Consider the following 17252-nt stretch of genomic DNA (forward strand, 5'->3'; position numbering starts at 1 on the left):
TCGCGGGGGATGACATGATTTCGGCAAGATAGACTGAGACCGGAGAGACAGGATGACCGAGGCCGCCCCTTGGGACATGGCCTCTCCGACGGCGCTCCCGCGGGCGGTTTCCGAGGGGCTGCCGCCTGCCATCTATCTCCAGAATCGTGCCATGTTACCGCGTGAGGAGCTTCATCCCTTCCGTCAGTCCCTCCAGCGTCATCGGGACCATCCGATCCTCGAAGATTTCCTGGATCATGCGGATCGAATGGGTGTGACGCCAATGTGCCCGGGGCATCGGGTTGATCCAGAGGTTCGAGGCCCATTGCTCCCGTGCGCGTGCCAGCCAGACCTGTCCCGCCTCCTCGTTCCAATGCTCGTTGGCGCCGCCGGGGTAGGCGATCTCGTAAGGCGACATCGACGCATCGCCCACGAAGATGCAGCGGTAGTCGGGGCCGTAGGTGTTGAGCACCTCGCGCGTCGGCGTCACCGCGTTCCAGCGGCGGCGGTTGTCGCGCCAGACGCCCTCGTAGAGGCAGTTGTGGAAGTAGAAATGCTCCAGCGTGCGGAACTCGGCGCGGGCGGCGGAGAAGAGCTCCTCCACGACTTTCACATGCGGGTCCATCGAGCCGCCCACGTCGAGGAAGAGCAGCACCTTCACCGCGTTGCGCCGCTCGGGCCGGGTCTTGACGTCCAGGTATCCCGCCTTGGCGGTCGAACGGATGGTGCCGTCCAGGTCCAGCTCTTCCGCGGCGCCGTCGCGGGCCCAGGCCCGCAGGCGTTTGAGCGCCACCTTGATGTTGCGGGTGCCCAGCTCGACCCCGTCGTCGAGATTGCGGAACTCGCGCTTGTCCCAGACCTTCACCGCCCGCTTGTGGCGAGACTCGTGCTGGCCGATGCGCACGCCTTCGGGGTTGTAGCCATAGGCGCCGAAGGGGCTGGTTCCGGCGGTTCCGATCCATTTGGAGCCGCCCTGGTGGCGACCCTGCTGCTCGGAGAGGCGCTGACGCAGGGTCTCCATCAGCTTGTCGAAGCCGCCCAGCGCCTCGATCTCGGCGCGCTCTTCGGGGGTCAGATGCTTCTCGGCCTGCTTCTCCAGCCAGTCGGCGGGCAGGTCCATCGCCTCCAGCACCTGTTGCAGGGAGACCTGTTCCAGCCCCTCGAAGGCCGTGGCGAAGGCGCGGTCGAAGCGGTCGATATGGCGCTCGTCCTTCACCAGAGCGGTGCGGGCGAGGTAGTAGAACGCCTCGACGTCATAGGTCGCGAGGCCTGCGGCCATCCCTTCGAGAAAGGCCAGATGCTCCCGCAATGAGACCGGAACGCCCGCGGCGCGCAATGTCTCGAAAAAGCGGAGGAACATCTAGACCCGCGTCAGCAGGACGATCGCCAGAAGGCCCAAGAGGCCTCCGATCACGGCCCAGACGGCGGCGTATTGCGCCATGTCGAAGCCATTGCCGTTCTTGCGGCGGACATAGAGGGCGCCCGCGATGGCGCCGGCGGCGGCGGTGATGAGAGGCAGCATGGCGCTCACCTAGAGGCGGCGGGGCGGCGGGGCAAGATGGGGCGCTCTGCCTTGTCGAGCCAGTGCCCTCCCCATCGAGGCCCGTGCGCCCGCTGCGCCGCCTAGCTCGCCGGGCTGAGCGCGTCGATCTCGGCCAGACGGCGGGCCAGCACCCGGTCGCCCCAGGCGTAGCGGCCCCAGGAAATCGCCTCGCTGCGGACCTCCTGCGAAAGCTCGGCCGCGCCCCGCATCGCAAGTGCCTGGCTGCGGATCATGAGCAGTGTGGAGGTGATCCCGGCGTTCTGCGCGTCGCGCGCGGCGGGGAGGGCGCGGTCGACGATGCGCAGGGTGGACTCGGGCTGACCCGCGGTCAGCGCGAAGGCGGCGAGCTGCACCGCCACATGGGCCGCGTGGATGCCGTCGCCATAGAGACGGCGGAAGCCGGTGCCCGCGGCGAGGAAGGCCGCGATGGCGCGGTCGGCATCCGTCGACAGCGCCGCCCGGCCCAGCGCAAGCTGCGCGAAGGGCAGGCGCGAGTCGCGCCAGCTGGCATCGGTGGCGATGGCGACGGCGCGCTCGGCCTGGGCCAGGCGGTTGCGGCTCGACCCCGCGGGAGAGAGCGCGCCGCGGATGGAGCGGGTCCAGTCGTCCGGACTCTCGACCGTCGCGGCGCGATCGGGCCGGCGGCCGGCCGGGTTCACCCGGGCCATCACCTTCGGCAGGACCGCCGCGATCTCCTCCTGGCTCATGCCGGAGCGTAGCGCGGGGTCGTAGGTCGCCCGCAGCAGCATCATGTCGTAGCTGGTCAGAACGACATGGACATTGTCGTCGTTGAAGACCGAATGGGGCAGCCGGTAGAGGTCGTTGAGCGGGCCGAGCGCCTGGGCCAGTTCCTCGTGCAGGCAGTCGCGGATTTCCTGGGCCGAGACGTCCCCCGGCAGGAAGATGCTGGCGCGGGTCCGGGTCTTGAGGGTGGTCCAGTCCACGGCGTTGCTGAAGCGGCGGTCCAGATAATCCTGCCAGCCGGTCACGCGCGGCACGACGAAGCAGGCCGCGCCGGGGACCACCGATTGCAGCGTCTTGCGGGGCAGGGCGGAGACGGTGATCGACGGCATCTCGCCGCGCCCCGCCCGCGAGACGTCGATCCGCGCCTCGGTCCTGAGCCGCGCGATCAGCGCATCGAGATCGGCATCGAGGGACGAGGGGGCCTCCCCCTCGACGCCGACGGTGATCGGGCCTTCGAAGCGGGTGAAGACCGGCAATTGGCGCCCGGTCTCCAGCTGGAAGGAGAGCGCCATGAAATCCCGCGCCAGCTGGCCGTTGGGCTGCACCGGGATCGGGCGCTGCGGGACGCCGGTGAAGCGGTGGGCGGGGGGCAGGGCCGCGGCACTGACGATGCCCGCGCGGCTCGCCACCGGGGGCGCGTCCGCGGGTGTGCAGGAGGCCAGGGCGACCGCGCCCGCGAGGATCAGACCGCGCAGCATCATGGCCGGTCGTATTTGATGAAGGAGGACATCCGCCCGATCCGGTCGTAGAGACGTCGGGCGGTCGCGTTCTCGGCCTGGGTCAGCCAATAGACCCGCGGCGCCCCGGCCGCGTCCGCGGCGGCATAGACCGCCTCGATCAGGGTCCGCGCGATGCCACGGCCCCGGGCCTCGGGCGCGGTGAACAGATCTTGCAGATAGATGACGCCCTCGGGCCGCCACATATGCGGATGGTGCAGCCAATGGACGAGGCCGAGGGCCTCCGACCCGTCCCAGGCCAGCAGGCCCTGGAAGGTCGCCGGGTCGTCCGACAGCAATCGGTCGAACGCGATGTCATAGGTCTCCTCGGGGAGGCGCGTCTCGTAGAAGTCGAGATAGTCGCGCCAGAGCGCACCCCATACCTGCCGGTCGGCCCGCGCCGGGGGGCGCAGGGCGATCCTGTTCACTGCCATGCTCGATCTCGCCGGTTTCCGGTCGTTATTGCGGCAGGCTAGGTCGCGATTGGGGCGAAAGGAAGGCCGATATGCTCAGCGCGGCGCGAAGAGATAGGTGGGCGAGCCGAAGCGCCGCCCCCGGTCGTAGCCCAGCCCGTCGAGATAGGCAGTCGTCTCGTCGAGGACGTCGTCGAAGATCTCGATATAGAGCAGCGGCTTCTGCGACCGGATCGTGGCCTCAGCGCCTTGTAATACCGCGCGTTCCATGCCCTCCACGTCGATCTTCATCACCGCCACGTCGGTCAGGCCAAGATCGTCGAGGCGCATCACCGGCGATTCCGTCCACTTGCCGTTGATGTCCAGGTCGATGGTGCCGGGTGCGGCGCCGAGGGCACAGTTCATGATCCGGATATGCTCGGTCATCTTGTTCATGCGGAAGAGTTCGTGGGCGTGGCGCACCCATTCGCCGTAAGGCTCGAACCCGATCACCTGCCGCGAGGGGCAGCACAGCGCGAAATAGAGCGCGTGATTGCCGTTGTTCATGCCCGCATCGACATAGGTACCAGGTCGGTTCTGCGCGCCGACATGGGCCAGCAGGCCCGGCTCGTAGAACTGGCCCTTGGCCCAATGGCTGCCGATGCGGCCCTTGATTCCCTGGGGCAGGCGGACCTTGACGCCCGCGATGGTGAATTCGGCGTGCTTCTTGAAGTACATGGGACGGCATTCGCGGCTGAGATCGGACTGGGGCTCCGCCCCAGACCCCGAGGTATTTGAGGCAAGATGAGACGGGGTGCCCGTTAACCTTAATGGATCGTTTATCCGGGGTCATGGGGCGGAATGTCCTTACGGAGGAATACACGGGAGAAGCCGTCCTCTGTCCGCTTGTCTTCGCGCAGGTAGCGGAGACGGGGGGGAGCGTCAGGTTCCGGGTCATCGCCGCGTTGGTGTAGAGGCGGACGGCGCGGGCGCCCCGCCGCCGGGCCGCCTCCGCCTCGCAGAAGGCGATGAGGGAGAGCCCGATGCCCCGGCCCGCGTGGTCCGGGTGGGTGGCGACGGTCTCGAGGCGGATGTCGGCGCCCTGCGTATCGAACAGGACGAAGCCGCGCAGCGCCGCGTCGATCCAGACGGCCCCGTGCGCGATCATCGCGGGATAGTCGGCCGTCATCGGGGCGGGCGGGCGACCGATCAGGGCGGTGGAAGGGGCAAAGGCCGCCCTGGCACGGGCCACGATGGCCGGGGCGTCCGCGGCGGTGGCCGCCCGGATCAGCGCTGACCCCGCGCCATGAAGGCCAGCCTCTCGAACAGGTGGACATCCGCCTCGTTCTTCAGCAGCGCGCCGTGCAGCTTCGGCAGGGCAGGGCCGTTCTTGAGGTCCTCCGCCGTCAGATCCTCCGCCAGGAGCAGCTTGAGCCAGTCCAGCACCTCGGAGGTGGAGGGCTTCTTCTTGAGCCCCTGCTGCTCGCGGACTTGGTAGAACTGCGTCAGCGCCGTGGTCAGAAGGGCACCCTGGATGCCCGGATGATGCACCTCGACGATGCGTTTCAGCGTCTCCATGTCCGGGAAGCGGATGTAGTGGAAGAAGCACCGGCGCAGGAAGGCGTCGGGCAGCTCTTTCTCGTTGTTCGACGTGATGATGACGATGGGGCGGTGCCGCGCGCGGATCGTCTCGCCGGTCTCGTAGACGTGGAACTCCATCCGGTCGAGCTCCTGCAGGAGGTCGTTCGGAAACTCGATATCCGCCTTGTCGATCTCGTCGATCAGCAGGACCACGCGCTGGTCGGCCTCGAAGGCCTGCCAGAGTTTGCCCTTGCGGATGTAGTTCGAGATGTCGTGCACGCGCGCGTCGCCCAGCTGACTGTCGCGCAGGCGCGAGACGGCATCGTATTCATAGAGCCCCTGCTGCGCCCGCGTGGTCGATTTCACTGCCCATTCCAGCATGGGCGCGTCCAGCGCGGCGGCGACCTGGCGGGCCAGTTCAGTCTTTCCGGTGCCGGGCTCGCCCTTGACCAGCAGGGGCCGCTCAAGTGTGATCGCGGCGTTCACGGCCACGGTCAAATCATCGGTGGCGACGTAGTCGCGGGTCCCCTCGAAGCGCATACGTCCCTCCATCGTGGCCGATCCGGCACGGTACTTAGCAGCCGGTCCCGCTGGTGCAACCAGACAGGTCCGAGGGCGTGACAACCCCTCGGGGCTGATGTAAGCGGCCTCCAGAGAGTCGGGAACGGCTTGATCTGTTTACGGATCGCCGCGGCACCCGACCCCAGAGGGAGTGCGACATGAAGGCCGAGACCTTTTTGCCCAATGATTACATCCCCGCCGAGGACGAGCCCTTCATGAATGAGCGGCAGGTGGAGTATTTCCGCCGCAAGCTGCTGGCCTGGAAGAGCGACCTTCTGGAGGAGACGGCGACCACCATCGAGGGCCTGCAAGGGGCCGCCCGCAACATCCCCGACATCGCGGATCGCGCCTCCGAGGAGACCGACCGCGCGCTGGAGCTGCGGACGCGAGACCGGCAGCGTAAGCTGATCTCCAAGATCGACAGCGCCCTGCGCCGCATCGAAGAGGGGGAATACGGCTATTGCGAGGTGACTGGCGATCCGATCTCGCTCAAGCGCCTGGACGCCCGGCCCATCGCCACGATGTCCCTGGAAGCGCAGGAGCGTCACGAGCGGCGCGAGAAGGTTCATCGCGACGACTAAGGGCTGCTCGTCCGGCGTGACCGCCGTTCTCGCCCCGTGGGCCTCATGACGGCCGATATCACGGTACTGGGGGCCGGAGTCGCGGGGCTCGCGGCGGCTCTGGCGCTGCGGGACAGAGGCGTTTCCGTTGAAATCATCGAACAGGCGCCCGCACTGACCGAGGTCGGGGCGGGCTTGCAAATCGCGCCGAATGGGGCGCGGGTTCTGCGCGCCCTGGGTGTGCAGCCGCCGGGTCCCGAAAGCGCGGCGGTTCACCTGATCGACGGACCCACCGGGCGCTCGCTGATCCGCATGCCGCTCGGTCCCGGCTTCCATCTCGTGCATCGCGCGGATCTGATCGACGCTCTTGCCGCCCGGCTGGGTGCTATTCCGTCCCATCTCGGCCGCCAAGTCTCAGGCATCGAGGCGGAGGGAAAGCGGTTGCGATTCGCCGACGGCAGCGCGCGGGAGGTGCGGCGTCTCATCGGCGCGGACGGCGTGCGTGGCGCGGCCCGCGGCTTCGTCGCACCGGGACATGCGCCGAAATGGACGGGGCAAGTGGCGTGGCGCGCCACGGTTCCGGTGACAGGCTGGCCGATGGAAGCGCAGGTCCATGTCGGGCCCGGCCGGCATCTGGTGCTCTACCCGCTCCGCGACGGGGCGCTGCTGAACATCGTGGCGGTGGAGGAGCGGTCGGACTGGGTCGCGGAGGGCTGGTCGCAGCCGGACGACCCCGCGGCCTTGCGCACCGCCTTCGCGGGCTATGCCGCGCCGGTGCGCGATGTGCTGGAGCGGGTCGAGCAGGTCAATCTCTGGGGCCTGATGGACCACGGGGCGACGCCGGCCTGGCGGCGGGGCGCCTGCACCCTGATCGGCGACGCGGCGCATCCGACCCTGCCCTTCCTCGCCCAGGGGGCCAATCTGGCGCTGGAAGACGCCTGGACCCTGGCCGCCGCCCCGGACCCCGCCGCCTGGGAAGCCGCGCGCCGCCCCCGTGTCACCCGCGCCCTCGCGGCGGCAAAAGGGAACGCGCGGAACTATCATCTGACGGGCGCGCGGCGCCGCCTGGGCCATTTGGCCCTGCGCGCCATCGGTTCGGTCGCGCCCGGCGCGATGCTATCGCGCTTCGACTGGCTCTACGGCGCGGATGTGACCGAAGGCGCCGGCGCGCGCGGCTGAGCGCGGGTCACCCGAGGAACAGGATATTGTCCATATCGGCGACGGCCCGGTAATCGGAATGGCCTTCGAAATGGAAGATCTGTTGATTTCCATTGTCGCAAGCGACGCGAATTTCCAATAGACCTTGTGCTGCATCGTATTCGTGGCGGACGCCGCTGAAATCGGACCGGGCCATATCCTCGAAGACGATGTGATCCTTTCCGATCTCGAAGTCCTTAATCACGTCGATGTCGCCGGTAAAATCGCCCCGCCGGAATACGAAATAGTCAGCGCCGTGCCCGCCTTTCATGGAGTCGCCGCCCCGGCCTCCGATCAGAATGTCATCGCCTGCTCCCGCATCCAGCCGATCCGCGCCGCGGCCGCCTTCGAGCCGGTCGTCGCCCCGCCCCGTCTGGAGGGATCGGCCGTCCCCCGCGTCGCCCTGCGCGGGTTCCGGGCGGGGTCGAGGGCTGGGGGCCGGATCGGTTGGAGAGACATCTCCCGGGACGGGCTCGGGCTGGTTGACGAGGGCGGGCGCGGCCTCGGAGACGATCTGCGCGATTTCATGGGGGCGCATCAGGATATGGACGCCTTCTGCGATCTCGGCCGCGGTGAAGCTCAGCGTACGGATCGACGCGGCGGCGTCGTCCTCGTTGATGTAATGCCGGGCGCCCTGGATCTCGATCCAGTCAGCCGCGCCACCGTCATTGCTCAGCTGCCCGTCGGTGGTGGCGGCATCCACGCCGACCAGCGTCACGGTCACGCCCGCGCCCTCGATCACCATCTCATCGTCGATCTCAAGGCGCTTGCGCGTCGGGAAATTCGCGGTGACGTAGGTGACCTTGGTATCCGCGTCCTCGAAGAACTGCGCGACGAAACTGTTCGGCGTGATCGGCTCGGGCGAGAAGCCCGCGACGGTCTTGTCGACATATCGCAGCCCGACCGTGTTGGTCGCCAGCAGGTCGAACACGGCCCCGGCGACGGAGCTGACGACGATGCCGGTCTCCGCATCGACCAGCGCGTCCCGGCGGTTGCCGCCCGCCATGTCGTTGCGCGTGTTATGCTGAAGCGGCCAGACCTGTGCCGCGTCCACGCCGGCCTCCAGAAGATCGACGAACATGTCGAGCAGAGCGCCCCCGGCCTTCAGCCCCAGCATCTCGTAATTCGCCGCCGCCACGTTCCATTCGGTGATGTGGAGGTCGAGTTCCTTGCCCAACGCCCGCTCCCAGGTGTCGCTGTGCCAGTGCATCCGGTGCTCGCCGCTATCGGCCGGAGCGCCGTCGATGACGCGCGTCCAATAGAAGTGGTGGATGATCCCGTCGATGGCGTCCGCGGCCCGGTCGCTGAGCTGATCGGCGATGGTCGTATTGGCCGCCTCCCAACGCTCCTCCGCGCCCATGCCGGCGCCCGGTCCGTTCTTGGCCTTCCAGTTATAGGCCGAGCCGTGGCCGTTCGGATTGGCGGTCTGGATCAGGATATCGGTCGTGCTGTTGGCGTTCTCGCGGCCCAGCCCCTGCTCCAGCCCTTCGGCGATGGTCGAGGCCCGGCGACCGTAGAATTCCTCGCGGTTCAGATCGCCGGCGGTGTGGTCCTCACCCCAATATTCGTTCCCGATCTCATAGGCGGTCACCAGGCCTGGAAAGTCGCGGGCGATGATTTCGGCGAGGCGGGCCACCTGCGCCTTGTCAGTAAAGCTTCGGTCGGTCGGCAGAACGATCGAGGCGGTGACCCCGTCGAAGCCGGTCTCGATCATTTCCAATGCCATGCGCAGCTTGGCGGGAATGTCGCCGCGCACGATCAAGCCGTCATCGAAGAAGTTTTCCGCCTGGCCTCCGGGAATGCGGAAATGCGTGACGCCCAGCATTTCGGCGGCATAAGCGAAATTGTCATAGAGCGCGCCAGTGTCACGATGCAGATTCGCATTCCAGATCGCATTGCCGCCGAACAAGTCACGAGAAACAGGGGCCGTTGTCGCATTGTGGGAAACAGTGGTCATTTCGGGCACCTTTCGATGTGTTGCCCTCAAATCACCAATCCTGTCCGGCCAAAGCGGGAGCGCCGTCTGGCGGAATGGTGGCGGTTCGCAAAGGTTTTAGAAGTGCGAATTGCGCGGAATTCCCCGGCCCATCACTTTAATGCGTGGTGGCTGTGGGGCATTGTGTCCGATCCAATGCGGAATGCGGCGGGACAATGACCCGAAGACGACGATGCGGGCGCGCTCGGAGGGCGGTCCGGGACAAGTCGACCGGTTCCGCAGCTTGGGCGAAACGGGGCGATTTCAGGGCAGGCTCCATCCCCCGCGCGCGTGTCGCGCCGGACCGAGGCGGGCGAATCGACGATCCCCCCGCGCCACGGCCTTGGATCGGGGGCCGACAAGGCAATGGTCACGGTGCCACAGGCCGGATAAGCCGACCCACATGCCGCGCCCGCCCGAGAAAAAGCGCTCCAATCTCCGCGATGTCGCGGCCCATGCCGGCGTGTCCGTCGCCACGGTCAGCCGGGTTCTGAACGCGTCGGGGCGGGTCTCGCCGGAGACGCGCGCAAGGGTCCAGGCCGCCATCGCGGAGTTGCGCTTCCGGCCTTTGGCGGCGGCGCGGGCGATCAATTCGGGGCGGTCGCGGATGATCGGCGCGCTCTTGCCGTCGCTCGACAACTCCACCTACGCCCGGGTGATCGACGGGTTGGAGGCCCGTCTGGCGGAGCATGACCTGTCGCTGATGGTCGCGCGCACCGGCGAGGACCGGCAGGTGGAACTGGCGCGCGCCCGGCAATTGCTGGAGGCCGGGGCGGAGGGGCTTTTCCTGGCCGGCCGGACCCGCGCCCCCGCGCTGCTGGAGTTGATCGCCCATTACCGGCTGCCGGCGATCATGCTGGCCTATTGGGACCCGGACGGCCCCATTCCCTCGGTCAGCTACGACAACGTCGCCGCCGTCGCGGCTGCGGCCGATCATCTGCGCGGGCTGGGCCATCGAGAGATCGCCGTGATCCATGGGCCGCGGGCCACGAATGACCGCACCGCGCAGCGGCTCGAGACGCTGGCGGCTTTGGGCGACGGTCTGCGCTATGCCCCCTTCGAGACGGAGCTGTCCTTCGCCGGGGGCGCGGCGGCGGCGCGCCGGATCGCGCAGGCGCGGGGCCCGGCCACGGCAGCGCTCTGCTTCTCGGACATGCTGGCGATGGGGGCGATGGCCGGATTCCAGTCGGCCGGTCTGGTCATTCCGCGGGACATGTCCGTCCTTGGCATCGAGGATCTGCCGGCCGCCGCCGCGACCCATCCGCCGCTCACCAGCGTGCGGCTCCAGGTGCAGCGGATGGGCGAGGAGGCGGGCGAGGCCATGGCGCGTTGGGTCGAGACCGGGGAGCGGCCCGCCCCCCTCTGCCTGGACTGCGAACTGATCGTGCGGGCCTCGACGGCGCCGCCGCGCGGCTGACGCCGCTCAACCCCGGGGTTTGGCGCGTTCGGTCGGCTGGGCGCTGGCCGGGTCTTCGGGCCAGGGATGGCGCGGGTATTGCGCCCGCATGTCGCGGCGCATGTCGGCATAGCCGCCGGCCCAGAAGCCCGGCAGGTCCTGGGTGATCGCCACCGGGCGGCGGGCGGGGCTGAGCAGTTCCAGCCGGAGCGGCGTGTCGCCCACCCGCGGATGCTCGGTCACGCCCAGAACCTCCTGGACGCGCAGCGACAGGGTGGGGATATCGGGGGCGTAGTCGATGGGAACCCGCCGCCCGAGCGGGGTGGTCCAGGCGGCGGGGGCCAGCCGATCCAGCCGCGCGCCATCCTCCCAGCCCAGCCAGGCGGTCAGCGCCTCATGCGGGTCCAGCCGCGCCAGCCCGCCCGCGTCGCGGATGCCGCCCAGCCAGGGCAGCAGCCAGTCCTCCGCCGTCTCCAACAGCGCCGCGCCCGAAACGTCGCGCAGGCCCGAGGCGGCGATCCGGGCGCGCAAGAGCCGCGCGCGCTTGCTCCAGTCGAGGCAATCGATCCCGAGGTCGCGCACGCCGTCCAGCGCCGCCCGCGCGACGGCCTCGGGCGACGCGTCGTTCCAGGTCCGGTCGTCCAGCGCGATGGCGCCGAGCATCTCCCGCCGCCGCGTCTCGACCCGGCGGTGGCGCGTCGACCATTCGCAGACCTCCACCCAGGCGATCCGGTCGGCGAAGACCTCCCGGACCTCCGCCTCGCTGATCGCAAGGGCCCGGCGGATGCGCGCCTCGGTCCGGTCGCCGTCCAGGTCGCAGGCGACCAACAGCCGCGCCGCGGCCAGCGCGTCGCCCTTCTCCATGCGCGCCCCCTTGCCGCCCGAGAGCAGCCAGCGCGGCGCGTCCCCAGGGCGGCGCAGCCCGATGCGGTCAGGATAGGCCAGGGCCAGTTGCTGCGCCTCGGACCGATCCGGGCCGGTCTCCCAGCGGCGCAGGCGCTTGGTCTCGGCGCGTGCCTCGGCCGAGGGCGACCGCAGCGCCTCCGAGAGGTCCACCGATCCCGGAACCGGGCGCGCGGCGAGAAGGCCCGCCAGGGCCGACGAGCCTGCCCCCCCCGACAGCACCATATGCCCAAGCCGCGGATGTAGCGGCAGCCGCGCCAGGGCCCGCCCGTGATCCGTGATCGACCCGCCCGCCAGCGCGCCAAGGCCCTCCAGCAAACTGCGCGCCTCGGCCAGCGCTCCCTCGGGCGGGGGCGTCAGGAACGGCAGGTCGTCCGTCCCCCAGGCCGCCAGTTCCAGCGCAAGCCCAGCCAGATCCGCCGTCTCGATCTCCGGCGAGGGGAAGGCCAAGAGGCCGCCCTCCTCCCCGCGGGTCCAGTTGGCATAGGCGACGCCCGGCGCAACGCGCCCCGCGCGGCCGGCCCGCTGTGTGGCTTCGGCGCGGGTGACCCGCTCCGTCACCAGCCGGGACATGCCCGAGGACGGGTCGAAACGGGCGCGGCGGGCGAGCCCGCCATCGACGACCGCGCGGATCCCCTCGATCGTCAGGGAGGTCTCGGCGATGGAGGTCGCCAGCACCACGCGCGGCCGCTCGCCCGGCTCGATCGCGGCCCGTTGCTGGGCGAAGGGCAGCGCGCCATAGAGCGGCCGGATCTCGGCCCCGCACCCTTCCAAGGCCGCAGCGCAGCGCCGGATCTCGCCCTCGCCCGGCAGGAAAGCCAGCACGTCACCATGGGCGAGCGCGGTGCGGACCAGATCGGCCACCTGCGCCTCGAAGCGCATCCCCCGGGGGGGCGGGCGGTCGCGCCAGATGCGCTCCACCGGGAAGCTGCGGCCCTCTGATGTGACGATGGGCGCGTCCAGCATCTTGGCCACGGGTTCCGCATCAAGCGTAGCGGACATGACCAGGACCTGCAGGTCCGGGCGCAGCGCCTCCCGCAGCTCCCAGGTCAGCGCCAGCCCCAAATCGGCAATGAGGGAGCGTTCGTGGAATTCGTCGAAGATCACGCAGCCCACCCCCGGCAGCTCCGGGTCGGACTGGATCATGCGGGTCAGGATGCCCTCGGTGACGACCTCGATCCGCGTGGCCTTGGACACCTCCGAGGCCCCACGCATGCGGAACCCCACCGTCTCGCCCACCCGCTCGCCCAGTGTCTCGGCCATGCGCGCGGCCGCGGCGCGGGTGGCGAGGCGCCGGGGCTCCAGCATCACGATCCGGCCCTCGACCCGGTCGAGCAGGGCCAGCGGCACTCGCGTCGTCTTGCCAGCGCCGGGCGGCGCCTGGAGCACCGCGACCCCGCGCGCGGCCAGCGCATCGCGCAGCTCCGGCAGGACCGCTTCGATGGGCAGGGTCATCGGCGGCGCAGCACCGCAACGCCCAGACGGGTTCGCGAGGTAATCTCCGACACCTGAACCTTCCCGTCGTCCACGGGGGTGAGCGTGAAGGTCATGAGGGCGTTCGGCTGGCGCTCCAGATCCTTGGCGGAATAGCCGCGCAGACGCAGATACTCCCCCTCGCAGGTAAGGGTGCCATTCTCGGCGGCTTGGGCAGGGCCCAAGGTCAACCGCGCGACGTGGCGCCCGTCGAAGGTGTCGAACTGCGTGTTGCAGGCCGCGCCCGGCGCGGTCGGCCGCAGCACGAGATAGAGCGCCGTCAGCGGATCGATCACATCGCTCTGCGCTTGGGGGTCGATGTCGTAGGTTTTGGGCTCTCGCGGCGGATCGAATGTCACCGAGGCCGGCGTCGTGCCGTCGAAGAGCGTGACCGAGGAGGTCCGCTCCCCGTCATCGAATTCGATCTCGACATATTCGGAGCTGATATGGCGCCCGCCCTGGATGCGCCCCTGCGCCCGCCCCTCATAGCCGTATTTGAGCAGCGAGCCGACCATGCCGGTGGCCTTCGCCGCCGATGAGATCGAATAGCTGTCTCCCTGATCCCGCCCTCTGAGCGCGATCGTGCCCCCGGTGATCCCGAGCAGCGACAAGTCATAGGTCGCGTCCATCCCCTGCCCGAAGGCCGGGGCGGCTGCCAGAAGGGCGGCGCAGAGCAGGGATCGTGCCATCATCATGTCTCTCCGGTCCGGGTCGATGACGCATTTAGCGCGAATTCCGGCGCGTTGCAGGGGGGAGGGGCGCGCTACCTTCGCCGGGAGGGAGCCAGACAGACGGAGGCCAACCATGATCCAACCGCTTTCCCTGCTGCGGGCCGCGACCCTGACCGCGGGTCTTGCCGTGCCGAGCTCGGCCTGGGCCGTCGGCACCGAGGATCCGGCGCCACCGAAGCCCACGCCGACGGCGACCTGTCCCGATGGCAGCGTATGGGACGACGAGCCCGGCGCCTGCGTGCCGGTCGAGTCAGGGAGGCTCGACGATGACGCGCTCTACGACGCGGTGCGCGAACTGGCCTATCTGGGACGCCGCGCCGCGGCCGAGGCCGCCCTGGACGCGATGTCGGACCAGGGCGACACGCGTGTGCTGACCTATCGCGGCTTCCTTGCGCGCAAGGCGGGGGACATGGAGGCGGCGATGGCCGCCTATCGCGCGGCGCTTGCCGCGGACCCGAACAACCTGCTGGCGCGCAGCTATATGGGGATGGGGCTCGCGTCGGTCGGGCGGTTTGCGGAGGCGGAGGCGCAACTGGCCGAGATCCGCGCCCGAGGCGGCGCAGGCCGCCGGCCCGAGACGGCGCTGGTCGAGGCGCTGCGCGTCGGGGTCGGGTTCGAGTATTGATCTGGGATTGGTGGGCATAGGGATGCCCCCAAAGAGGTGGGCATGGTGACGCCCACCCTACGGGGCTGTGGGCGGAGGGGCGGTCAGGACCAGGAGACGTCGCCGAGGAAGATGTAGCCCGCGCCGTAGATCGTCTTGATCAAGGCTGGGTTCTTCGGATCCTCGCCGAGCTTGGCGCGCAGTCTGGAGATGCGCACGTCCATCGCCCGGTCGAAGGCCTCGCGGGCGCCGCCACCCAGCACGTCCTGCATCTCGTCGCGGGTGATCAGGCGGCGGGGGCGGTCGAGGAAAAGCCGCAAGACCTCGCCCTCGGCCTGGCTGAACGTCGCCTCTCCTCCCGGACCGGTCAGCGTGAAGCGGTCGAAATCGGCGGTCCAGTCGGCGAAGTGGGCCCGGCGCCGCGCCTGTGGCGCGACCTTGCGCAGGCGGGCGCGGACGCGGGCCACGATCTCGGCGGGTGCGAAGGGTTTGACCACATAGTCGTCGGCGCCCAATTCCAGCCCTGTGATCCGGTCCTGCACCTGGCCGCGCCCCGAGATGATGATGATCGCCGCGCCGCCCTCCAGCGCCAGGCGCGACACCACCGCGAGCCCGTCCCGATCCGGCAGGCCGAGATCCACGAGGCAGACATCGGGCATGGCGCGGCGAACGGCGGCCTCGAACGCGTCGGCGCGGGAATGGGCGGTGACGGAGAGTCCGGCCTGCTCCAGCGCCTCGGTCAGGGTGGCGCGGATGGCGGGGTCGTCGTCGAGGATGGCGACGGTGGCGGTCATCGCGGCCCTCCCGGCGCGAGCGGAGAGGGGGGAGGGGGGCGCTGCCCCCCGCCTTCGGCCCCCCCGGAGTATTTCCGGCCAGAAGAAAGGGGCCGCGGGCCGGGTGTGTCCGTGGCCTTCATGCGAGCACCGCCGAGAGCTTCTCGACAGAGAAGGGCTTGCGCAGGAGCGGCCAGCCTGCGGCGGCCTCGCGGTAGAGGGGGGCGTCCGACGGCAGCGAGGTCATCAATGCCACCGGCAAGTTGCGCGCGGCCGCGGCGCGGGCGAGGTCGAGCCCCGTCCGCTCGGTGCGCAGCATGATGTCGGTCAGTACGAGGCCCAGCCCGTCGAGGTCCAGCAGGCTTTCCGCCTCGGCCACGCCTCCGGCCTCCAGCACGGTGTGGCCGGCGGCGACGAGCCGGTCGCGCACCGCCTCGCGGATATGGATCGCGTCCTCCACAAGGAGCACCATCGTCGGCGGCAGCCCCGGCGGCGGCGCGCGCAGCGGCAGGCGCAGAGAGACCAGCGCGCCGCCACCCTTGGCGTTGGCAAGCCGCGTGCGGCCTCCGGCGAGCTTGACCACGTCATAGACCATCGACAGGCCCAGCCCCGTCCCGTCCTCGCCCTTTTCGGTGAAAAAGGGCTCCGCCCCGCGTGTCAGTGCCGCCTCCGAGAAGCCGGGGCCGGTATCGCGGACCTCGATCTCCAGCCAGGTGCCGCGATGGGGGCGCGCGGTCAGGGTGATCGCGCCGGGCCCGTCTCCGATGGCGTCGCGGGCGTTCAGCACCAGATTGAGGATCGCGTCGCGCAGCGCGTCCGGATCCAGCAGGACCGGCTCCTCCAGCCCGTGCACCCGCGTGCGGATCGCGATCTCGGCGGGCAGGGAGGCGCCCGCCAAAGTCGCTGTCTGCGCCAGAAAGGCGCGCAGGTCGACGGCGCGGGGTACCAGATCGCGCGGGCCCGACAGCCCGCTGATCTGGTCGATGAGGGTGCCGCCGCGGGTGGCGGCCAAGGCGATCGCGTCGACGGCTTCGCGCGCGCGCGGCGGCAAATCCATCCCGCGCAGGCGGTCGCCCATCCCCAGGATTACGGTCAGCAGATTGGCGAAGTCATGGGCCATCCCCGAGGTCAGCTGCGCCGCCACCTGCCGCCCGGCGGCCTGGGAGAGCGCGGCGCGGGCCTGCGCCTCCTCGGTGACGTCCATCGAGAGCGCGAACACGCCGGTAACCTCGCCCCCGGTCGTCTCGGGGGTGAAGCTGACCCGGATACGGCGGCCCGAGGGCTCGTGCGTCATCTCGAAGACCGGCGCCTCGCCGGCAAAGGCCGCGTCCAGATGCGGCGCGACTGTGGCGTAGGGGCCGGAGCCCAGCGCGTCCTCCATGGTCAGGCCCACGATCTCGGCATGGGCGCCGGGGAAGACAGCGGCCAGCCGCCGGTTGGAGAAGGTATAACGCCGGTCGCGGTCCAGCCGGGCGATATGGGCGGGCAGCATCTCGGTGGTGAGCCGAATGCGCTCGGCCATCTCGGTGGCCTCGACCCGGGCTTCCTCCAGAGCGGCATTGGCGGCGGCGAGCTGTCGGTTGGCCTGGCTCAACTCCTCCGCGCGAGCCAGCAGCTGGTCGGAGAGGACTTCGGAGCGGGCCCGCAGCAGACGTTCCTGCGTCTTGATGGCGGTGATGTCGGTATAGACGGTGACCCAGCCGCCCTCGGGCAGGGGCGAGCCTTCGACCGAGATCACCATGCCGTTCGGGCGGCGCCTCTCCAGGTAGTGCGGCTCGAAGGCGCGAGCCTGGGCCACGCGCTGGGCGACCATGGCATCGGGATCGGCGGCGGGGCCGTATTCGCCCCGGTCCACCAGGAAGCGGATCGTCTCCTCGAAGGAGACGCCAGGCCGGGTCAGCGGCGCGGGCAGATCGAACATCTGCGCATACATCCGGTTGCAGACCGCGAGCCGCAGGTCGCGGTCGTAGATCGAAAGAGCCTGCCCGATCAGGTTCAACCCGGCCTGGGTCATGCGGGCAGTGGTGGAGGCGGGGTGCGGCATGGCCTTGTCACGGTAGGCGGCGGGGGGCGCGCCCGCAAGCGGGCGCCGGGCCCTGCCGTTGGGGCGCGCGCACCCATCGG

The 17252-nt window shown here is 69.8% G+C and carries 15 protein-coding genes and 1 pseudogene; 4 read left to right on the top strand and 12 right to left on the bottom strand.

The features are described from left to right. Positions 1-154: 154 nt before the first annotated feature. The 7 genes and pseudogenes from DTQ71_RS19540 to DTQ71_RS19565 form a co-directional block, all read right to left on the bottom strand. Positions 155-1339, bottom strand: a complete 1185-nt coding sequence (locus DTQ71_RS19540; RefSeq protein WP_109565984.1) for a vWA domain-containing protein — start codon at positions 1337-1339, stop codon at positions 155-157. Beyond that, positions 1340-1501: a hypothetical protein gene (locus tag DTQ71_RS23670; RefSeq protein WP_170125509.1), complete on the bottom strand. Its 162-nt coding sequence runs from the start codon at positions 1499-1501 to the stop codon at positions 1340-1342. Positions 1502-1602: 101 nt separating this feature from the next. Further along, positions 1603-2967 (bottom strand): DUF2927 domain-containing protein, encoded by a 1365-nt coding sequence (locus DTQ71_RS19545; protein ID WP_245947665.1) that lies wholly within the window; start codon positions 2965-2967, stop codon positions 1603-1605. Further along, the gene (locus DTQ71_RS19550) at positions 2964-3416 is read right to left on the bottom strand and encodes a GNAT family N-acetyltransferase (protein WP_109565985.1); all 453 of its coding nucleotides are present in this window, start codon (positions 3414-3416) and stop codon (positions 2964-2966) included. The genes DTQ71_RS19545 and DTQ71_RS19550 overlap by 4 nt, the downstream gene beginning before the upstream one ends. Before the next feature lie 75 nt (positions 3417-3491). After that, entirely contained in the window at positions 3492-4112 is a 621-nt protein-coding gene (locus DTQ71_RS19555; RefSeq protein WP_109565986.1) for an FkbM family methyltransferase, read from the bottom strand. Between the two features lie 235 nt (positions 4113-4347). Then, a pseudogene (locus DTQ71_RS24980) lies at positions 4348-4563 on the bottom strand (GNAT family N-acetyltransferase); the annotation flags it as partial. Between the two features lie 98 nt (positions 4564-4661). Further along, on the bottom strand, positions 4662-5495 hold the full coding sequence (locus DTQ71_RS19565; RefSeq protein ID WP_109565987.1) for an AAA family ATPase: 834 nt from the start codon (positions 5493-5495) through the stop codon (positions 4662-4664). A gap of 179 nt (positions 5496-5674) precedes the next feature. Here DTQ71_RS19565 and dksA point away from each other — a divergent pair, with 179 nt between their 5' ends. Further along, on the top strand, positions 5675-6097 hold the full coding sequence (dksA, locus tag DTQ71_RS19570; RefSeq protein ID WP_109565988.1) for an RNA polymerase-binding protein DksA: 423 nt from the start codon (positions 5675-5677) through the stop codon (positions 6095-6097). A 45-nt stretch (positions 6098-6142) separates the two neighbouring features. Then, complete coding sequence (locus DTQ71_RS19575) at positions 6143-7255, top strand: FAD-dependent monooxygenase (protein ID WP_109566033.1); 1113 nt, start codon at positions 6143-6145, stop codon at positions 7253-7255. A gap of 7 nt (positions 7256-7262) precedes the next feature. Here DTQ71_RS19575 and DTQ71_RS19580 read toward each other — a convergent pair whose 3' ends face one another. Then, positions 7263-9230, bottom strand: coding sequence for a calcium-binding protein (locus DTQ71_RS19580; protein ID WP_146204904.1), 1968 nt, complete (start codon positions 9228-9230; stop codon positions 7263-7265). 421 nt (positions 9231-9651) lie between these two features. Here DTQ71_RS19580 and DTQ71_RS19585 point away from each other — a divergent pair, with 421 nt between their 5' ends. Further along, on the top strand, positions 9652-10665 hold the full coding sequence (locus DTQ71_RS19585; RefSeq protein WP_170125511.1) for a LacI family DNA-binding transcriptional regulator: 1014 nt from the start codon (positions 9652-9654) through the stop codon (positions 10663-10665). Between the two features lie 6 nt (positions 10666-10671). On the opposite strand, the gene hrpB is transcribed toward DTQ71_RS19585, so the two are convergent. Together hrpB and DTQ71_RS19595 are read right to left on the bottom strand one after the other, a co-directional pair. After that, positions 10672-13002 carry an ATP-dependent helicase HrpB gene (hrpB, locus tag DTQ71_RS19590; protein WP_109565991.1) on the bottom strand — a complete coding sequence of 777 codons (2331 nt, stop codon included), beginning with the start codon at positions 13000-13002 and terminating at the stop codon, positions 10672-10674. Next, on the bottom strand, positions 12999-13712 hold the full coding sequence (locus tag DTQ71_RS19595; protein WP_170125512.1) for a DUF3108 domain-containing protein: 714 nt from the start codon (positions 13710-13712) through the stop codon (positions 12999-13001). The genes hrpB and DTQ71_RS19595 overlap by 4 nt, the downstream gene beginning before the upstream one ends. 112 nt (positions 13713-13824) lie before the next feature. On the opposite strand from DTQ71_RS19595, the gene DTQ71_RS19600 reads away from it, so the two are divergent. After that, entirely contained in the window at positions 13825-14376 is a 552-nt protein-coding gene (locus DTQ71_RS19600) for a tetratricopeptide repeat protein (protein ID WP_109565993.1), read from the top strand. Positions 14377-14459: 83 nt separating this feature from the next. Here the strand turns inward: DTQ71_RS19600 and DTQ71_RS19605 are convergent, their stop codons facing one another. Both DTQ71_RS19605 and DTQ71_RS19610 read right to left on the bottom strand, forming a co-directional pair. After that, complete coding sequence (locus tag DTQ71_RS19605; protein ID WP_109565994.1) at positions 14460-15149, bottom strand: response regulator transcription factor; 690 nt, start codon at positions 15147-15149, stop codon at positions 14460-14462. Positions 15150-15267: 118 nt separating this feature from the next. Further along, a complete protein-coding gene (locus tag DTQ71_RS19610; RefSeq protein ID WP_245947666.1) occupies positions 15268-17172 on the bottom strand; it encodes a hybrid sensor histidine kinase/response regulator in 1905 nt (634 codons plus the stop codon). Between the last annotated feature and the right edge of the window lie 80 nt (positions 17173-17252).

Origin of the sequence: Jannaschia seohaensis, from assembly GCF_900116765.1 — a bacterium.
In the GTDB taxonomy this organism is placed as follows: domain Bacteria; phylum Pseudomonadota; class Alphaproteobacteria; order Rhodobacterales; family Rhodobacteraceae; genus Jannaschia; species Jannaschia seohaensis.